Below are 15,877 nucleotides of genomic sequence, written 5' to 3' on the forward strand. Positions count from 1 at the left end.
GAACAACCACATGGGATTCATGAACTGGCGTGTGAAAAGCGCCGATGTGTTGCAACAAGGCGGCGTGATCGCGCCGGACGAGCGGCTGCCCTGGCCGCAGACGGCGGTGATGGGCGTGCAGCACGTGATTGCGATGTTTGGCGCCACGGTGCTGGCGCCCATTCTGATGGGCTTTGACCCGAACGTGGCCATCCTGATGAGCGGCATCGGTACGCTGATCTTCTTCCTCGTCACCGGCGGCAAGGTGCCCAGCTACCTGGGCTCGAGCTTTGCGTTCATTGGCGTGGTAATTGCGGCCACGGGCTATGCGGGCCAAGGGGCCAATGCCAACATCGGCGTGGCGCTGGGCGGCATCATTGCGTGTGGCCTGGTCTACACGCTCATCGGCGCGCTGGTGCAGGCGATTGGCACGGGCTGGATCGAGCGCTTCATGCCGCCCGTGGTCACGGGCTCGGTGGTGGCGGTGATCGGGCTGAACCTCGCGGGCATTCCCATCAAGAACATGGCGGCCAGCAACTTTGACAGCTGGATGCAGGTGGTGACCTTTGTGAGCGTGGGCCTGGTGGCCGTGCTCACGCGCGGCATGGTGCAGCGCCTCTTGATCCTGGTCGGGCTGATCGTGGCGAGCATCATCTACGCGGTGCTGACCAACGGCCTGGGCCTGGGCAAGCCCATGGACCTGACCGCACTGGCCAACGCTGCGTGGTTTGGCCTGCCGAACTTTGCGGCCCCGCAGTTCAGCGGCAATGCCATGCTGCTGATCGCGCCCGTGGCCATCATCCTGGTGGCCGAGAACCTGGGCCACGTGAAGGCCGTGACGGCCATGACCGGCCAGAACCTGGACCGCTACATGGGCCGCGCGTTCATCGGTGACGGCATTGCCACCATGGTCAGTGGCAGCGCAGGCGGCACGGGCGTGACCACCTATGCCGAGAACATCGGCGTGATGGCGGCGACCAAGATCTATTCCACCGCCGTGTTCCTGCTGGCGGGTGTGTTTGCGCTGGTGCTGGGCTTTTCCCCCAAGTTCGGCGCACTGATCCAGACCATCCCGCTGCCGGTGATGGGTGGTGTGTCCATCGTGGTGTTTGGCCTGATCGCGGTGGCGGGCGCCAAGATCTGGGTGGACAACAAGGTGGACTTTTCGCAGAACAAGAACCTTATCGTGGCGGCCATCACCCTCATCCTGGGCACGGGCGACTTCACGCTCAAGTTCGGCCAGTTCGCGCTGGGCGGCATCGGCACCGCCACGTTCGGGGCGATCCTGCTGTACGCACTGCTCAACCGCAAAGCGGCGTAATCTGTGGATGTGGCTGTGCTGAACTGCATTTGTAAGGGTTAACCCTTAATTTGTAAGGAACGAAGGCTAGCATCCTGGGTTTTGTCCACAGGGCCATCCGCTCACCGGGCGGGTGGCCTTTTTCTTTTTGCGGAGTTTGTTCATGTCCCTGGCCGATCGGGTGCTGTACCCCGACTTTCTCTCCCGCACCATGACCGCCGACGAGGCGGCCGCCCTGATCCCTGCAGGTGCCCATGTGGGCATGAGCGGATTCACCGGCGCGGGCTACCCCAAGGCCGTGCCCGGCGCGCTGGCGCGCCGCATCGAAAGCCTGAACGCCCAGGGCCATGGCTTCAAGATCGGGCTGTGGACCGGAGCCAGCACCGCACCCGAATTGGACGGCGCGCTGGCCCAGGTGGACGGCATCGAGATGCGCCTGCCCTACCAGTCCGACCCCACGGTGCGCCGCCAGATCAATGCGGGGCAGATGCAGTACGTGGACATCCACCTGTCGCACGTGGCGCAGTTCGTGTGGTTCGGCTTTCTGGGCAAGCTGGATGTGGCGGTGGTCGAGGTGGCGGGCGTGTTGCCCGACGGGCGCCTGATCCCCTCGTCCTCGGTGGGCAACAACAAGACCTGGCTGGACCAGGCCGACAAGGTCATCCTGGAAGTGAATGCCTGGCACAACCCGCAGCTGGAGGGCATGCACGACATCTACTACGGCACCGACCAGCCGCCGCACCGCAAGCCCATCCCCATGACGCGGCCCGACGAGCGCATTGGCGAGCCCTACCTGCGCTGCGACCCGAGCAAGGTCATCGCCGTGGTGATGACCAACCAGCCCGACCGCAACAGCGTGTACGCCGCACCCGACGACACCTCCAACCGCATTGCGGGCCACATCATCGACTTCCTGCAGCACGAGGTGAAAAAGGGCCGCCTGCCCAAAGACCTGCTGCCGCTGCAATCGGGCGTGGGCAACATCGCCAACGCAGTGCTGGCAGGGCTGAACAACGGCCCGTTCGACAACCTCACGGCCTACACCGAGGTGCTGCAGGACGGCATGCTGGACATGCTGCGCTCGGGCAAGCTGGCCAGCGCCTCGGCCACGGCGCTGTCGCTGAGCCCGGCGGCCATGCAGGACTTCAACGACCGCATCGACTACTACAAGCAGCGCATCGTGCTGCGCCCGCAGGAGATCAGCAACCACCCCGAGCTGATCCGCCGCATGGGCTTGATCGCGATGAACGGCATGATTGAGGCCGACATCTACGGCAACGTGAACTCCACGCATGTGATGGGCTCGGCCATCATGAACGGCATCGGCGGCTCGGGCGACTTTGCGCGCAATGCCTACCTGTCGATCTTCATGACGCCGTCGCTGGCCAAGAACGGCAGCATCTCGTGCATCGTGCCCATGGCCTCGCATGTGGACCACACCGAGCACGATGTGCAGATCCTCGTCACCGAACAAGGCCTGGCCGACCTGCGCGGCCATTCGCCCACACAGCGCGCCGAAATCATCATCGACCGCTGCGCGCATCCGGACTTCCGCCCCGCCCTGCACGACTATGTGGCCCGCGCCAAACGGGGCGCCGTGGGCCAGCACACGCCGCACCTGCTGAACGAGGCCTTGGCGTGGCACCAGCGGTATGTGGAGACGGGCAGCATGCGCGCGCCAGCGGGCCCGGCCAGCGCGGCATAAGGGCGCAAGGGCCACAAAGGGCAAATTCGGCACAAGGGGACGCGGCGCGCGCCCCAGGCCCTGCCGGAGCCTTTGACAGCCAATTGCCAGCCTGCGCAGATAAAATCAGGGTTAACCCTAGGTCTTTCGACCTCCCCCTGTCCACCCCCACCAGCCCCCATGCGGGGCTGGTGGCATTTTGTCTGCGAGTTTTTTGATGACCATGCAACGCCGTCAGTTCACCCAATCCCTCGTGGCCGCCAGCGCCGGCCTGCTGCTTGCCCCCTCGTCGCGCGCCGTGGGCGTGCAAGACCCCATGGACGCCAAGAGCGTGACCATTGGCTGCTCGCTGGGAACAACCGGCGCCCTGGCCAGCCTGGGCAAGGAACTCAAGCAGGGGCTGGACGCAGGCTTGGCCCAGGCCAACGCCAAGGGCATCCACGGCCGCGAGATCAAGCTGCTGGCCATGGACGACGGCTATGACGCTGCGCGCTCTGAAGACAACGTGCGCAAGCTGATTGCCGATGCCAACGTGGTGTCGCTGATCTCCTGCATGGGCACGGCCAACAACCAGCGCATCCTGCCGCTGGTGGACGAGGCGCAGATCCCGTATGTGGCCCCGCAAAGCGGCGCCACCTCGCTGCGCAAGGCCGAGTACCGCTCGGTGTTCCACGTGCGCGCCAGCTACACCGACGAGGCCCAGCGCCTGGCGCAAAAGCTGGTGTCCATGGGCATCACCGAACTGGCCGTCGTGTACCAGGACACCGCCTTTGGCCGCGAGTTTCTGGCCGATGTGACCAAGGCCATGGCCGCCGCCAAGCAGCCCGCGCCGAAGGCCTTCAAGCTCGATGCACAAGGCGCGCAGGTGGCCGACGTGGTGGGCAAGGCCGTGGCCGCCAAGCCCAATGCGGTGCTGCTGGGCACGGCAGGCGACATCACCGCCACGCTGGTCAACGAGTTCAAGAAAGTGTCGCCCAGCACGCCACTGGCCGCCACCAGCGTGGCGCTGTCGGGCGACAACCTGCGCCAGCTGGGCGGCAAGGCCTCGGGCATTGCGCTGTCGATGGTGCTGCCCGACGCGGCCCGCACCAGCTTTGCCGTGGTGCGCGACTACCAGAAGGCCATGCGCGCACTGGGCTACCAGGAGTTCTCGGCCCGCAGCTTTGAAGGCTATGTGAACGCCCGCGTGCTGGCCGAGGGCCTGGAGCGCGCCGGCCGCGACCTGACCCGTGCGAAGCTGCGCAACGCCCTCGCGGGCATCCGCAGCAACGACCTGGGTGGCCTGTCCATCGACTACGCCAGCGGCGCGCCGTATGTGGGCTCGCGTTTTCTGGACCTGGGGGTGATGGGCGCCAACGGGAAGTTTGTGGGCTGAGGCTAGGAGCCTGTCGGACTTGGAGCGTCGATAGCGAGAATCGGCCCCAGCGAGGACAGTTTTTGCCGGACTTGCAGACCCATAGCCCAGCTATGGGGCAAAAAGACGGTAAAAAATGGACCGCTGCGGCCGATTCGCAGCCGACGACTTCCAAGTCGGACAGGCTCCTAGGCGCCTGCGGCACAGGGCGGGACCACAGGCATTGGCACAATCAGCGGCTTGCACTGACTTGGCCCTGCCCCGTGACCACCATGCCCATCTGGAAAAAACCCATCGACCTGGCCCTGCTGAAGGCCGCCAACCGCAACACCGCCGTAGAGCACCTGGGCATTGAGTTTGTCGAGGTGGGTGACGACTTTCTGCGCGCCCGCGTGCCGGTAGACCAACGCACCATCCAGCCTTTTGGCCTGCTGCACGGCGGTGTCAGCGTGGTGCTGGCCGAGTCCATGGGCTCCACCGGCGCTTACTACGCCCTGCCGGAGGGCTACCGCGCCGTGGGCCTGGACATCAACGCCAACCACCTGCGCTCTGCCACCAGCGGCTGGGTGACCGGCACGGCCAAGCCGGTGCACATCGGCCGCACCACGCACGTGTGGCACATTGATCTGCACAACGAAGCGGGTGAGCTGACCTGTGTGTCGCGGCTGACGATGGCGATCCTCGCACCGAGATAAAGTGCATCCCCCTGAGGCGCTTCGCGCCTTCCCCCTTCTCTCGCACCGCCAGCGCGGCGGGGCGGCCCTTGCGCGGCGGTCTTGGCCTGGGATGGGCCCGTGGCAAAGGCTGGGTGGTGTTTTTGATGAAATCGGCCCCAAGCGCTAGAAAAATATGCGTTGGCAGCTATCTATTCTGTAGCATTTTGCTGCGCCAGGCGCTCGCTTTTCCAGTACACGTCATCACCGCCATCCATGCGGTTGAGCACGCGGGCCAGCACGAACATCAGGTCAGAGAGGCGGTTGAGGTACTGGCGCGGCGCGTCGTTCAGCGCCTCTTCGTTGCCCAGGGCGACCACGGCGCGTTCGGCGCGGCGGGCCACGGTCCGGCACACGTGGGCCTGTGACGCGGCGCGGGTGCCCGCGGGCAGGATGAACTCCTGCAGGCGCGGCAGCGCGGCGTTGTGGTGGGCCAGGGCTTGGTCCAATGCCAGCACTGCTTCCGCCTTGAGCAATTCAAAGCCCGGGATCGACAGCTCGCCTCCCAGGTTGAACAACTGGTGCTGCACCTCGACCAGCAAGGTGCGGACTTCATCGGGCAGCGGCTCGCACAGCAACAGGCCGATGTGCGAGTTGAGTTCATCCACATCCCCCATGGCGTGAATGCGCAAGCTGTTCTTGGAGACACGCTGGTTGTTGCCCAGGCCGGTGGTGCCGGCGTCGCCGGTGCGGGTTGCGATTTCTGTGAGTCGGTTGCCCATGGGGAGCCTTGATGAGGAAACGGGAGGATGGATGCCAGCTTCTGCGCGGCACAAGCCACCGCAGTAAATCTGCCCCGGATTCTCCGCCACCGCCACGCGGGTGCAAGCGTTTCGCCTCCAATCCCCTACGCACTGCGCCCTGAGCACAGACTGCCCACCACCCGCAGCTGCCCGCTACGCGAACCCACGCCCTGTGGCACACAGCATGGTGCGCCACAGGGCGACGGCGCAGCGCTATGAAGGCGCTGCGTACGGCGAGATCAATGCGCAGCGGGGGCGCGGTTGAGCTTGTCGATGTCTGCTGTGGATACGCCAGCGTTGGTGGGCTTCATGGTGTCCCATGCATGTGCGTGGTAGGTGTCCCACTCCTGGCGCGACACCATGCCGTCGCCGTTGGTGTCCATCAGGCGCGCATTGACGCGTGCATCGGCCTTGGCTGCGGCCTTGCCGCCTGAAGCGCTGGGGTTGATCTCGGCCACCGGAGCCGCACGTCCGTCGCCAGCTGCGGGGTTGGCAGGCATGGCGCTGCTGTTGGCGCTGCGCGTGTCCACCTTGTTTTGTGCCTTGGACGCCGCCGCACCACCGGATGCAGAAGGGTTCACCTCGGACGGAGGGCGCGCATTGCTGTTGGCGGGGGCCTGGGCCAGCGCAGCGGTGCATGCCAATGCGGCCAGAGCGGCGAAGACGGTTTGCTTTTGCATGGAGAACTCCTTCAGAAAAACGTGCGATCAAGCGAAATGCTTGGATGCATTGTTTTGCCGCGCCCCGACCCCGCTTGTAGGACGTTCACGGGCTTGCAGGTCAGGCCAAGCGCTTGAGCAGGTGGGGTGTGAATGCGCACCAGGGGACGCTTGCGTCTGGCTACAAACTGTGCGGACATCTACACACAACCGGCGTGCCGCGTTACACCGCGCTGGCAAATGTAGAGTGAGGCAACAGCAGGCAAGAGTGCTGGCGCGGCACGCTTTGCTGCGGTGCAATGCAAGCCTGTTCAACTTCAAAGGAGCCAGGCTCACCATGAAAGCACTGCAACGACGCCACTACTCGTTCGACACACGCAGCGTGATGCTCTTCGCCGCCCTCTCTCTGGGTGGTGTGGGTGCCTTGCAGGCACAGACGTCCTCCTCTTCCTCTCCTCCCCAATTTGGCCCCGCAAGCAAGAGCACCGCACAGTCAGGCTCGCCTTTTTCTGTGGGGCCCAGCAGTGGCGGCGTCTCCACCGCAGCGGCCGTCGCATTTGACAAGGCCGACACCAACAAGGACGGTCAGCTGAGCGCGCAAGAGGCCGCCACGCTGCCAGCCATCAGCCAACGTTTCAAGGAACTCGATACCGACAAGAACGGATCGCTGTCCCGCGCCGAGTTCGACAAGGGGGTGCAGTCCTGACCCTGCCCAACGCTTAACTGCCCTGAGCCAGAGGCCGGGGTAGGCGCAACTACCAAACCGCAAAGCCTGCCCGCGCTGGAACTCCAGGGCGTGGGCAGGCCTTTGTGCGTACAAGCAGCGGCAAATGAATTTCAGTCGTGCAACGATGACAAAAACTGCTGCAGCTCAGGCGTCTGCGGACTTCCAAACAGCTGGGCAGGCGTGCCCTGCTCATGCACCCGCCCCTGGTGCATGAAGATCACACGGTCGCTCACCTTGCGGGCGAACGCCATCTCGTGCGTGACCATCATCAGCGTCATGCCTTCTTGCGCCAGCGATTCGACCACGCGCAGCACCTCACCCACCAGTTCAGGGTCCAGCGCCGAGGTGATCTCGTCGCACAGGAGCACCTGCGGCTCCATGGCCAGTGCGCGAGCAATGGCCACGCGCTGTTGCTGCCCGCCCGAGAGCTGGTCGGGCATGGCGTCAAACTTTTCGGCCAACCCCACGCGCGCCAAAAGCTGACGCGCCTGCGCCTCGGCCGCCTTGGCATCGCGCGCCTTCACCAGCGTGGGCGCCAGCATGATGTTGCGGCCCACAGAGAGGTGCGGAAACAGATTGAAGCTCTGGAAGATCATGCCCACCTGCTGGCGCAGCGCGCGCATGGCGGCAGGGCTGTCGTGCAGCAGCTTCTGGCCGTTGACGCTGAGGGCGCCTTCCTGGAACTCCTCCAGCCCATTCACGCAGCGCAGCAACGTGCTCTTGCCCGAGCCACTCTTGCCGATGATGGCGATGACCTCGCCGCGCTGCACTTTCAGGTCGATGCCCTTGAGCACTTCATTGCTGCCATAGGACTTGCGCAGCGCAGTGATGTCCACAATGGGCGGCTCACCCACCACGATGCCGTCGTGCGCAGGGGTGGGTTTGGTTGCGGAGGCTTCAGCGGCGATGGCCATGGAGTTTCCTTTCAAGGGACTGCGCCACCAGGCTCACCGGGAAGCACAAAACAAAATACAGCAGCGCTACGCAGGCGTAGACGAGGAAGGGCTTGTAGGTGGCGTTGGAGATCATGCTGCCCGCCTTGGTCAGCTCCACAAAGCCGATGACCGAAGCCAGCGCCGTGCCCTTGATCACCTGCACCAGAAAGCCCACCGTGGGCGGCACCGCGATGCGCAGCGCCTGCGGCAGCACCACATGGCGCAGCTGTTCGCCGAAGTTGAGCGCCAGGCTCTGCGCCGCCTCCCACTGCCCCTTGGGGATGGAGGCCACACAGCCGCGCCAGATCTCTGTGAGGTAGGCACTGGTGTAGAGCGTGAGCGCCACCGCAGCGGCCGTCCACGGCGAGGTCTTGATACCGAACAGCGCAATGCCGAAGTAGGCCAGGAACAGCTGCATCAGCAGCGGCGTGCCCTGGAACACCTGCACATAAGCGCCCACCGCGCGGTCCACGCCCCGGACCTTGGACAGGCGCAGTACCAGCAGCACCAGGCCCACCAGGCCACCGCCGATGAAGGCGATGAGGGACAGGGACACCGTCCAGCGCGCTGCCAGCAGCAGGTTGCGCAGGATGTCCCAAAGGGAAAATTCAACCATCTCGATTTACCTCCCCACCAAGAATCGGGTCCCCACCCACATCAGCAGACGACGAGTCAACATCGACAGCACCAGGTACACAGCAGTGGCCAGGATGAAGGCCTCGAAGGCGCGGAAGGTGTTGCTGGAGATCAGGTTGGCGGCGTAGCTCAGCTCGGGCGTGGAGATCTGGCCGCACACGGCCGAGCCCAGCATCACGATGATGATCTGGCTGACCATGGCAGGCCACACCTTTTGCAGCGCGGGCGGCAGCACCACGCGCCGGAAGGTCTGGCCCGGCGTCAGCGCCAGGCTGTGCGCGGCTTCGATCTGGCCGCGTGGCGTGGCCTCGATGCCTGCGCGGATGATTTCGGCGGAATACGCGCCCAGGTTGATCACCATGGCCAAGACCGACGCGAACTCGGGCGAGAGCTTGAGCCCCAGCGCGGGCAGGCCGAAGAACAGGAAGAACAGCTGCACGATGAAAGGCGTGTTGCGCACCAGCTCCACATAGCTGGCCACGGCCCAGCGCAACGCAGTGGGCCGGTGGCCCAGGTTGCGCGCACGCGCCCAGGCGCAGACCGTGCCCAGCAGCAGGCCCAGCACGGTGCCCACGATGGTGAGGGCTATGGTCCAGACCACGCCACGCACCAGCAACGGCCACGACGCGAAGACGGCAGAAAAATCGAGCGCAATCAGCATGCTTGTGCCCTGCGCCGCTTGTCGCGCCGCAGGCCCTTGGGTTTCAGCAATTCATCCTGTGCGCCGCATCACAGGGGCAGGTCACCCGCAGGACGACCCAGCCACTTGTTGGACAGCTTGTCGATGTCGCCCGACTTGCGGGCCTCGGCAATGATTTCGTTCACGCGCAGGCGCAGCTTGTCTTCGCCTTTGGCCACACCGATGAAGTTCGGGCTGTCCTTGAGGAGCAGCTTGTATTCGGTGGCCAGGTTGGGGTTCTTGACCATGATGGTGCCCGCCGTCGATGCGCTGGTCGCAATGGCCTGCGTCTGGCCCGACACAAAGGCCGCAATGCTGGCGGCGTGGTCTTCAAAGCGCTTCACGTCCACGCCGGCAGGCGCGACCTTGGCCAGCTCCTGGTCTTCCATGGCGCCGCGCGTCACGGCCACCGTCTTGCCCGCCAGGTCGGCAAAGCTCTTGATGTTCAGGCTCTTGCTCGCAAACACGGCCTGGAAGAACGGTGCGTAGGCCGCAGTGAAGTCGATCACTTTCTCGCGCTCGGGGTTCTTGCCCAGGGTGGAGATCACGAGGTCGGCCTTCTGCGTTTGCAGGTACGGGATGCGGTTGGCGCTGGTCACGGGAATCAGCTCGACCTTGACGCCCAGCTTGGCGCCGATGTAATTGGCCATCTCCACGTCCAGCCCCTGGGGTTTGAGGTCCGTGCCGACAAAGCCGTAGGGCGGGTAGTCGGTGGGAATGGCGATCTTGATTTCCTTGGCCTTGAGGATGTTGTCCAGCGCGTTCTGCGCGTGGGCGGCAGGTGCGATCAGGGCCGCTGCGAGGCCGGTGGCGGCAAGCACGCCCAGGGTCAGGCGGCGGGTGGACGAAGTGACGGTGCGGACGGTGGTCATAGCAGGGCTCCTAGGTAGGTGGATGCGTCGGCAGGTGCGTCTGGGTCAGACGCTGGGGGGATGGAACTGGTGGCGGCGCGGGGCTTGCGCGCGCGGGCTGGTGCGGTGGTTGGTGCGGGGCTCTTGCGCACCGGTGCCAGCGCGTCGCGCAGCCCGGCCAGCGGGTCGCTGCTGGCCTGCAGGCGCAGGGCCGACTGCACGGTGCCGATGTGCTCGGACATGAGTGCCTCGGCGCCGGCAATATCTCCCGCTTCCAGCGCCTCGACGATGCGCACATGGTCGGCACAGCTCTGAGCCGCATCGTGCGATGACTGGTAGAGCATGGCAATGAGCGTGGTGCGCGCCGTGAAGTCGCGCAGCGTGTCGGCCAGCAGGCTGTTGCCCAGGCATTCAGCCAGGCACACATGGAAGTCTCCCAGCAAGAAGCTACGCATGCCCACATCGGTGCCCGCCAGCGCGGCCTTTTCGCGTTGCAGATGGCTCTTGAGCTGGCGCAGCGCCGTCTTGTCCACCACCTTGAGCTGGTGCAGCAGGCCCAGCTCGATCACGCGGCGCGCCTCAAAGGCCTCGCGCGCTTCGTCCTGAGACGGCTCGATCACATACCAGCCGCGCCGGGCACTGACGGTGACGATGCCCCGTGTGGCCAGCCGCGTGAGCGCCTCGCGCACGATGGTGCGGCTGCAGTCGAACAGCATGGCCAGCTGCTGCTCGCCCAGGCGGGAGCCGGGCGCGAGCTTTTGGGCCATTACGGCTTCGATGATGCGGTTGCTGATCTCGGTGGCGGTGGTCATTGCCTGCGGTATCGCAGGTTCCGTGCCAACTGGTATACAAGCTGAATGCACCAGCCTGGCGCACGGAGGCTGTGCACCATGGGGCTGTCTGCCCCGCAACGATGCGCGGGGCTGCGCTAACCTGACCCGAGGGGATGCTTGTGCATGGATGTGGTGCAGGCGCTGGCGTTGGCGGGCCACCGGCTGCGCAGGGCCCTCAGACGGCCCTAGAAGGCGGTCGCCTCACGAAGAGGTGAGTAGCAACCAACGAGCGGCTACACCAGCCCGGCCAGGCGCGAGAGCCAGGACAGCACCAACCCGCTGCCCAGCACGGCAAACACTGCCGGGTGCCACCAGGGCCAGCGCGCCACGCGGCGGCGGCCCTGAGCGCCTTCGACCACCGCCTGACCCGCCAGCAGCGACAGCCACAGCAGCAACACCAGCGCACCCGGGTTGGCCGCCCAGGCGGCCGCCCAATCGCCCTGGACCAGGGCCGCACACGCGTGCGTGCCGCCGCACAGCGGGCAGGGTATGCCCGTCAGCGCAAGAAACCCGCAACCCAGACCCAGCCCGCCCTGACCCAGCCACCAGGGCGTGGCCGCCATGGCCAGCGGCCAGCCCAGGCCCAACGCCAGTCGCTGCCGCCGATCGCCCCCGCCCAGCGGCTGCCAGGCCGGCGGGCTGCCCACCGGCACCACTGCGGGGCCGGGGTCAGAGGGGAGGAAGGGCCACCGGCTCATCGCCCACCAGCTGGCGTGCCATGTAGTAGGAACCGATGGTGGACAGCGGCAGCGTCAGCAGCGCACCCACCCAGCACAGCAGGAAACCCAGCGAGCCCACGATGCCCAGAACCAGCGAGCAGAAGAACGCCGAGCCCAGGTTTTCTGTCACGATGGTCCAGGCCTGGCTGAAAGCCGCGACGCCATCGCGCTCGCCGCGCGCCACTAGGAACAGTGCCACCGGGGGCAGCGCCATGACCAGCAAGCCGGGGATGAAACACAGCATGAAGCCCAGCGACACCACCAGCGAACTGATGAGCCCCGCCACAAAGGCGGGCACAAAGTCGTCAAAGCCCCGAAAGACGTCGCCGATCTGCACCGCTTCACCGCGCGTCTCGCGCTCGATCATGCGCATGTAGCCCACCATCATGGGCCCGGCCAACAGGCCCGCGCTGATGCCGGCGACCACCATCACCAGCAAGGTGCACACCACATGGGTGAGGACGTTTTTCTTGAAGGTGCCCCAGGCACCCGACAGGCAATCTCCCACACTGGCTGAAGCCATGGCAATCCCTCTCTCTGTAGTTGGTCAGTCGCGCGCAAGCGCTGGCTCAGTGTAGCGAGCCAACGGCCGCTGTGGTACCCCTGACGGGTGAGCCATGAGAGCGGATCGCTACAGCACTCCCTCCCAGAGCGCAAACCGCTCAGGCTGCGGGTGGGGTGCACAAAACAGAGTCTCACCCAAGTGCTGAAACGGCGGCTGTGCACCGGCATACGGCACCCATCCAGGGTTGCCATCCCGCGCAAACGCCACCCAGCGCTGCTGCAGTGCCTCGGCCAGCGCAGCGGGCGGCGTCGGCCCCGTGAGTTCCTGCCCTGAGGGCGTGTGGAGATTGCCGAACACAAACGGCAGCTCCACCCCATGCGCTGCGCCCAAGCGCCCACGCCACTGCGGCGAGGGCCAGGTGAACTCATAACCATGGGCGCTGCGGGCCCAGCGGTGGGCCAGCGCGGCAATGCGCTGCGCGGGCATGCGGTAGTAGTAGTCGGACTGCAGCGCACACAGCCATTCCCCGGGCGTTTGCTGGGCGAGCGGGAGCATGTGGCGCAGGGCCTCGGCGCTACTAGTGCTCAAGCCCACATCTTGCGCAAAGGCATGGACCTGCGCCTCCGTCACCCGGTCAATGGCACCGCCGGGCACATGGTACAGGCGCATCTCCTGCGCGTTGCTGCCCACCAGCACCTGCAGGGCCGGCGGCTGGTCAGCCCACTGCTGCGCCAGCGCCTCCAACGGCGGTGCGGTGAGCACCCGTCCATCGACCACGGGCCGCAAGGGAAAGAAGTTGCGTCCGCCCAGCCCGTGCTGTTGCCGCAGGGCAGGCTCGGAGGCCAGCCGGTGTACGGCGTGCAGCACAGCAGCCTGCTGCGCCGCGCCCAGTGCAGCCAGGGTGGGCTCCACACCCGCCAGCACGGCCACGGCATGGCGCGCCGCAGCGGCCTCCTGCAAGGTCTGGCAGGCGACGCTGGGGCTTTGCAAAATGGCGCGCTGGAACAACCCACGCGAAGCGGGCATGCCCATCAGGCAGGCCAAGGCCCCGGCACCGGCCGACTGGCCGAACACCGTGGCGCGCCCCGCATCTCCGCCCCAGGCGTGGATATGGTCGCGCACCCACTGCAGTGCCATCAGCAGGTCCAGCAGGCCGCGATTGGCGGGCGCAGCGTGCTCCTCGCCTTCGAAGTGCAAAAACCCGTCAATGCCCAAACGGTACTGCACCGACACCACCACCACGCCGCGCCGCGCCAGCGCTGCCCCGTCATACAGCGGCTCGCTGGCCGCGCCGCGAAAGAAGCCTCCGCCATGCACCCAGACCATGATGGGCAGGTGGGCTCCTGGCTCGGCGGTTGGCGCCCACACATTGATCGCCAGGCAGTCGTCGCCCCCCAGCATGGGCGCATCGGCACGCGCGGTGCGGGCCAGCTGCGGTGCCATGGGCGCAAACGCGGTGGCATCGCGCACGCCGGACCACGGCGAAACAGGCAACGGCGCCGCAAACCGCAGCGCGCCGCGTGGCGCTTGCGCGTACGGCATGCCACGGAACACACGCACGCCCTCCTCCCACAGGCCGCGCAGTTGCCCACCGTGGGCCAGCGTGACCTGAGGCTCTGCAGTGCCCACCGTCATTCGGTGGCCAGGCCCAGCTTGTCGATCAGCGGGCGCCACACGGCCGCATCACGCGCCGCCCAGGTGCGCGCATCGGCAGGTGCGGTGGCAGTGAGCGTGACGTTCATGGCTTCAAGGCGGGTCTTGTACTGCGAATCGCCACCCCGACACTTCTCAGTGACCGCATTGAGCCGGTTCAGCAACTCGGGGGGCGTGCCGGCCTTGGCCACCACGGCAATCCACGCGGGCCGCGCCAGGTCGCTGGCGGCCGGCAAGGCTTCGGCGATGGTGGGCACTTCGGGCAGCAACGGCGAGCGCTGCGCACCAAACAGCGCCAGCGGCACCAGCTTGCCCGCCTTGACCTGTGCTGCTGCCGTGCCAATCACCAGCGTCATCGCGTGGATCTGCTGGCCCATGAGCGCGGTGAGGCCCGCGCCCTCACCCACAAAAGGCACATGGGTGCCGGGCACACCCAGCTTTTCTATCAACGCCGAGGTCAGCAGGTGCGCTGGGCTGCCCTTGCCCGGCGACCCGAAGTTGACCCCGCCCGGCGTGGACCGCGCCAGCTTTTGCAGATCTGACAGGTTGGCAATGCCCTGCCCTGCGGGCACCGCCAGCACCAGCGGCGATGTGCCCAGCACGGCCACGCCTTCAAAGTCGCGCAGCGGATCGTAGGGCTGCTGCTTGTAGACGTAGGGCGTGATGGTCATCTGCGACATGCCGATGCTCAGCAGGTTATAGCCATCTGCAGGCTGGGCCTTGAGGTAGTTGACGGCCAGGATGCCGTTGGCCCCGGGCTTGTTCTGCACCACGACGGGCTGACCCAACTCGCGCGCGGCGCAGTCGGCCCACACCCGCGTCATGGCGTCCGAACCACTGCCGGGCGGCTGCTGGGCGATGAGCTGGATGGGTTTGGCCGGGTAGGCAGCAGGCTGCTGCGCCTGGGCGCCACCGGCCAGGCAGGCGAGTGCGGCCAGCGCGACCATGCTTGGAACGCGCATAAAAGCTGAGGTCATGGGTGTGTCTCCTTGTGATTTTTTCTTCGATGGATGTCCGCGATGCGTGGCTTGCAGGCGGGAGATGCCGCACGACAAGCAGGCAGACAAAAGGGGTCAGCGACGGCGTGTGCGTGCCTTGGTGGACACAACGGCGGCCGTTGATGGCACAGCCGCTTCGCACCGGGTGGCAATCCAGTCGGCCAGGCAAGCCAGTTGTGCCTGCTGGACGGTATCGGGCACGGTGGGCGGTGCAGGCGCAAACAGCTGCAGCAGCCCCAGCCCGCGCAGCGACGACAGCACCAGGCCCAGCAGTCCATCGCGGTCGGGTTCTGCTGCCAGCTCGGGGAAGGCGCTAAAAAAGCCTTCGTGCATGCGCGCCTGCACGCTCTGGCGCAGCTCGGCAATGTGGCCCAGCACCTCGGGCTGGTTGCGGCAGCCCAGGTAGATGTTCCAGGCCACGATGAAACGCGGCTGCGCGTAGACCAGGCGCCACACCGCCTGCACAAACTTCGCCGCCCGCTCGCGCGCGGGCAGTGCCGCGCTGGGCCAGAGTTCGCCCGAGCGCACGGTGGACTCGATCAGCTCGCTCAGCACGTTCATCATCAGCACCGCCTTCGACTCGAAGTGGTGCTGCACCGCGCCCGAGGTCATGCCCGCCGACTTGGCCAGCTCGTGGATGGACATCTCCTCCAGGCTGCGGTGCTGGATCACGTCGATGGCCGTGGCGATAAGGTGCTGGCGGGTGGCGGCGCTGCGCTCGGCATGGGTGCGGCGCACCCCGGCCTTGGGGGAAACACGGTGGTTCATGGTGCTTTCACAATATACATTTCTAACGTAATGTATTTATGCAAACGCCGACCCACAAGCCCGTGAATACCCGCATCCCCACCCGGGCCCAAGGTGGATCACCCAGGGCCCGGCCACGGGGCCGAACCTAGAATGCTTCTC

Annotated in this window: 17 protein-coding genes; 5 read left to right on the plus strand and 12 right to left on the minus strand. The window is 66.1% G+C overall.

Annotated features, from left to right (window positions below; all coding sequences use genetic code 11):
• The first annotated feature begins 10 nt into the window (after positions 1-10).
• From CLU87_RS20320 to CLU87_RS20335, 4 genes are all read left to right on the plus strand, one after another.
• Positions 11-1,300, plus strand: a complete 1,290-nt coding sequence (locus CLU87_RS20320) for a solute carrier family 23 protein (protein WP_056742381.1) — start codon at positions 11-13, stop codon at positions 1,298-1,300.
• A 142-nt stretch (positions 1,301-1,442) separates the two neighbouring features.
• Positions 1,443-2,984, plus strand: a complete 1,542-nt coding sequence (locus CLU87_RS20325; protein ID WP_099731600.1) for an acetyl-CoA hydrolase/transferase family protein — start codon at positions 1,443-1,445, stop codon at positions 2,982-2,984.
• A gap of 202 nt (positions 2,985-3,186) precedes the next feature.
• A complete protein-coding gene (locus CLU87_RS20330) occupies positions 3,187-4,338 on the plus strand; it encodes an ABC transporter substrate-binding protein (protein ID WP_056057691.1) in 1,152 nt (383 codons plus the stop codon).
• A 251-nt stretch (positions 4,339-4,589) separates the two neighbouring features.
• Positions 4,590-5,012, plus strand: coding sequence for a hotdog fold thioesterase (locus CLU87_RS20335; protein ID WP_099732273.1), 423 nt, complete (start codon positions 4,590-4,592; stop codon positions 5,010-5,012).
• Positions 5,013-5,182: 170 nt separating this feature from the next.
• Here CLU87_RS20335 and CLU87_RS20340 read toward each other — a convergent pair whose 3' ends face one another.
• Together CLU87_RS20340 and CLU87_RS20345 are read right to left on the minus strand one after the other, a co-directional pair.
• Positions 5,183-5,752 carry a cob(I)yrinic acid a,c-diamide adenosyltransferase gene (locus CLU87_RS20340; protein ID WP_099731601.1) on the minus strand — a complete coding sequence of 190 codons (570 nt, stop codon included), beginning with the start codon at positions 5,750-5,752 and terminating at the stop codon, positions 5,183-5,185.
• A gap of 260 nt (positions 5,753-6,012) precedes the next feature.
• Positions 6,013-6,453 (minus strand): hypothetical protein, encoded by a 441-nt coding sequence (locus CLU87_RS20345; RefSeq protein ID WP_056057040.1) that lies wholly within the window; start codon positions 6,451-6,453, stop codon positions 6,013-6,015.
• Between the two features lie 316 nt (positions 6,454-6,769).
• Between CLU87_RS20345 and CLU87_RS20350 the strand changes: the two genes are divergently transcribed.
• Entirely contained in the window at positions 6,770-7,138 is a 369-nt protein-coding gene (locus tag CLU87_RS20350) for an EF-hand domain-containing protein (RefSeq protein WP_099732274.1), read from the plus strand.
• A gap of 131 nt (positions 7,139-7,269) precedes the next feature.
• Here the strand turns inward: CLU87_RS20350 and CLU87_RS20355 are convergent, their stop codons facing one another.
• The 10 genes from CLU87_RS20355 to CLU87_RS20400 form a co-directional block, all read right to left on the minus strand.
• Complete coding sequence (locus tag CLU87_RS20355) at positions 7,270-8,073, minus strand: amino acid ABC transporter ATP-binding protein (protein ID WP_056057037.1); 804 nt, start codon at positions 8,071-8,073, stop codon at positions 7,270-7,272.
• The gene (locus CLU87_RS20360) at positions 8,057-8,710 is read right to left on the minus strand and encodes an amino acid ABC transporter permease (RefSeq protein ID WP_056057035.1); all 654 of its coding nucleotides are present in this window, start codon (positions 8,708-8,710) and stop codon (positions 8,057-8,059) included. The genes CLU87_RS20355 and CLU87_RS20360 overlap by 17 nt, the downstream gene beginning before the upstream one ends.
• Before the next feature lie 6 nt (positions 8,711-8,716).
• Positions 8,717-9,391 carry an amino acid ABC transporter permease gene (locus tag CLU87_RS20365; RefSeq protein WP_099731602.1) on the minus strand — a complete coding sequence of 225 codons (675 nt, stop codon included), beginning with the start codon at positions 9,389-9,391 and terminating at the stop codon, positions 8,717-8,719.
• Between the two features lie 68 nt (positions 9,392-9,459).
• On the minus strand, positions 9,460-10,281 hold the full coding sequence (locus CLU87_RS20370; protein ID WP_099731603.1) for a transporter substrate-binding domain-containing protein: 822 nt from the start codon (positions 10,279-10,281) through the stop codon (positions 9,460-9,462).
• A complete protein-coding gene (locus CLU87_RS20375; protein ID WP_099731604.1) occupies positions 10,278-11,072 on the minus strand; it encodes a GntR family transcriptional regulator in 795 nt (264 codons plus the stop codon). Before CLU87_RS20375 ends, CLU87_RS20370 begins: the two co-directional genes overlap by 4 nt.
• 254 nt (positions 11,073-11,326) lie before the next feature.
• Positions 11,327-11,791, minus strand: a complete 465-nt coding sequence (locus tag CLU87_RS20380; RefSeq protein ID WP_099731605.1) for a DUF2752 domain-containing protein — start codon at positions 11,789-11,791, stop codon at positions 11,327-11,329.
• A complete protein-coding gene (locus tag CLU87_RS20385; RefSeq protein WP_099731606.1) occupies positions 11,763-12,335 on the minus strand; it encodes a hypothetical protein in 573 nt (190 codons plus the stop codon). Before CLU87_RS20385 ends, CLU87_RS20380 begins: the two co-directional genes overlap by 29 nt.
• 108 nt (positions 12,336-12,443) lie before the next feature.
• Positions 12,444-13,952 (minus strand): carboxylesterase/lipase family protein, encoded by a 1,509-nt coding sequence (locus tag CLU87_RS20390; protein WP_099731607.1) that lies wholly within the window; start codon positions 13,950-13,952, stop codon positions 12,444-12,446.
• Positions 13,949-14,947: a tripartite tricarboxylate transporter substrate binding protein gene (locus tag CLU87_RS20395; protein WP_099731608.1), complete on the minus strand. Its 999-nt coding sequence runs from the start codon at positions 14,945-14,947 to the stop codon at positions 13,949-13,951. The genes CLU87_RS20390 and CLU87_RS20395 overlap by 4 nt, the downstream gene beginning before the upstream one ends.
• A 96-nt stretch (positions 14,948-15,043) precedes the next feature.
• On the minus strand, positions 15,044-15,736 hold the full coding sequence (locus tag CLU87_RS20400; RefSeq protein WP_099731609.1) for a TetR/AcrR family transcriptional regulator: 693 nt from the start codon (positions 15,734-15,736) through the stop codon (positions 15,044-15,046).
• Positions 15,737-15,877: the final 141 nt, after the last annotated feature.

It is taken from the genome of Acidovorax sp. 59 (genome assembly GCF_002754175.1).
In the GTDB taxonomy this organism is placed as follows: domain Bacteria; phylum Pseudomonadota; class Gammaproteobacteria; order Burkholderiales; family Burkholderiaceae_C; genus Acidovorax; species Acidovorax delafieldii.

Excerpts from the sequence above, each read along its gene's own strand:
- CLU87_RS20325 (WP_099731600.1), top strand. The coding sequence starts at position 1,443 with ATGTCCCTGGCCGATCGGGTGCTGTACCCCGACTTTCTCTCCCGCACC.
- CLU87_RS20390 (WP_099731607.1), bottom strand. The coding sequence starts at position 13,952 with ATGACGGTGGGCACTGCAGAGCCTCAGGTCACGCTGGCCCACGGTGGG.
- CLU87_RS20340 (WP_099731601.1), bottom strand. The coding sequence starts at position 5,752 with ATGGGCAACCGACTCACAGAAATCGCAACCCGCACCGGCGACGCCGGC.
- CLU87_RS20330 (WP_056057691.1), top strand. The coding sequence starts at position 3,187 with ATGCAACGCCGTCAGTTCACCCAATCCCTCGTGGCCGCCAGCGCCGGC.
- CLU87_RS20345 (WP_056057040.1), bottom strand. The coding sequence starts at position 6,453 with ATGCAAAAGCAAACCGTCTTCGCCGCTCTGGCCGCATTGGCATGCACC.
- CLU87_RS20375 (WP_099731604.1), bottom strand. The coding sequence starts at position 11,072 with ATGACCACCGCCACCGAGATCAGCAACCGCATCATCGAAGCCGTAATG.
- CLU87_RS20360 (WP_056057035.1), bottom strand. The coding sequence starts at position 8,710 with ATGGTTGAATTTTCCCTTTGGGACATCCTGCGCAACCTGCTGCTGGCA.
- CLU87_RS20365 (WP_099731602.1), bottom strand. The coding sequence starts at position 9,391 with ATGCTGATTGCGCTCGATTTTTCTGCCGTCTTCGCGTCGTGGCCGTTG.
- CLU87_RS20335 (WP_099732273.1), top strand. The coding sequence starts at position 4,590 with ATGCCCATCTGGAAAAAACCCATCGACCTGGCCCTGCTGAAGGCCGCC.
- CLU87_RS20355 (WP_056057037.1), bottom strand. The coding sequence starts at position 8,073 with ATGGCCATCGCCGCTGAAGCCTCCGCAACCAAACCCACCCCTGCGCAC.
- CLU87_RS20395 (WP_099731608.1), bottom strand. The coding sequence starts at position 14,947 with ATGACCTCAGCTTTTATGCGCGTTCCAAGCATGGTCGCGCTGGCCGCA.
- CLU87_RS20385 (WP_099731606.1), bottom strand. The coding sequence starts at position 12,335 with ATGGCTTCAGCCAGTGTGGGAGATTGCCTGTCGGGTGCCTGGGGCACC.
- CLU87_RS20370 (WP_099731603.1), bottom strand. The coding sequence starts at position 10,281 with ATGACCACCGTCCGCACCGTCACTTCGTCCACCCGCCGCCTGACCCTG.
- CLU87_RS20400 (WP_099731609.1), bottom strand. The coding sequence starts at position 15,736 with ATGAACCACCGTGTTTCCCCCAAGGCCGGGGTGCGCCGCACCCATGCC.
- CLU87_RS20320 (WP_056742381.1), top strand. The coding sequence starts at position 11 with ATGGGATTCATGAACTGGCGTGTGAAAAGCGCCGATGTGTTGCAACAA.
- CLU87_RS20350 (WP_099732274.1), top strand. The coding sequence starts at position 6,770 with ATGAAAGCACTGCAACGACGCCACTACTCGTTCGACACACGCAGCGTG.
- CLU87_RS20380 (WP_099731605.1), bottom strand. The coding sequence starts at position 11,791 with ATGAGCCGGTGGCCCTTCCTCCCCTCTGACCCCGGCCCCGCAGTGGTG.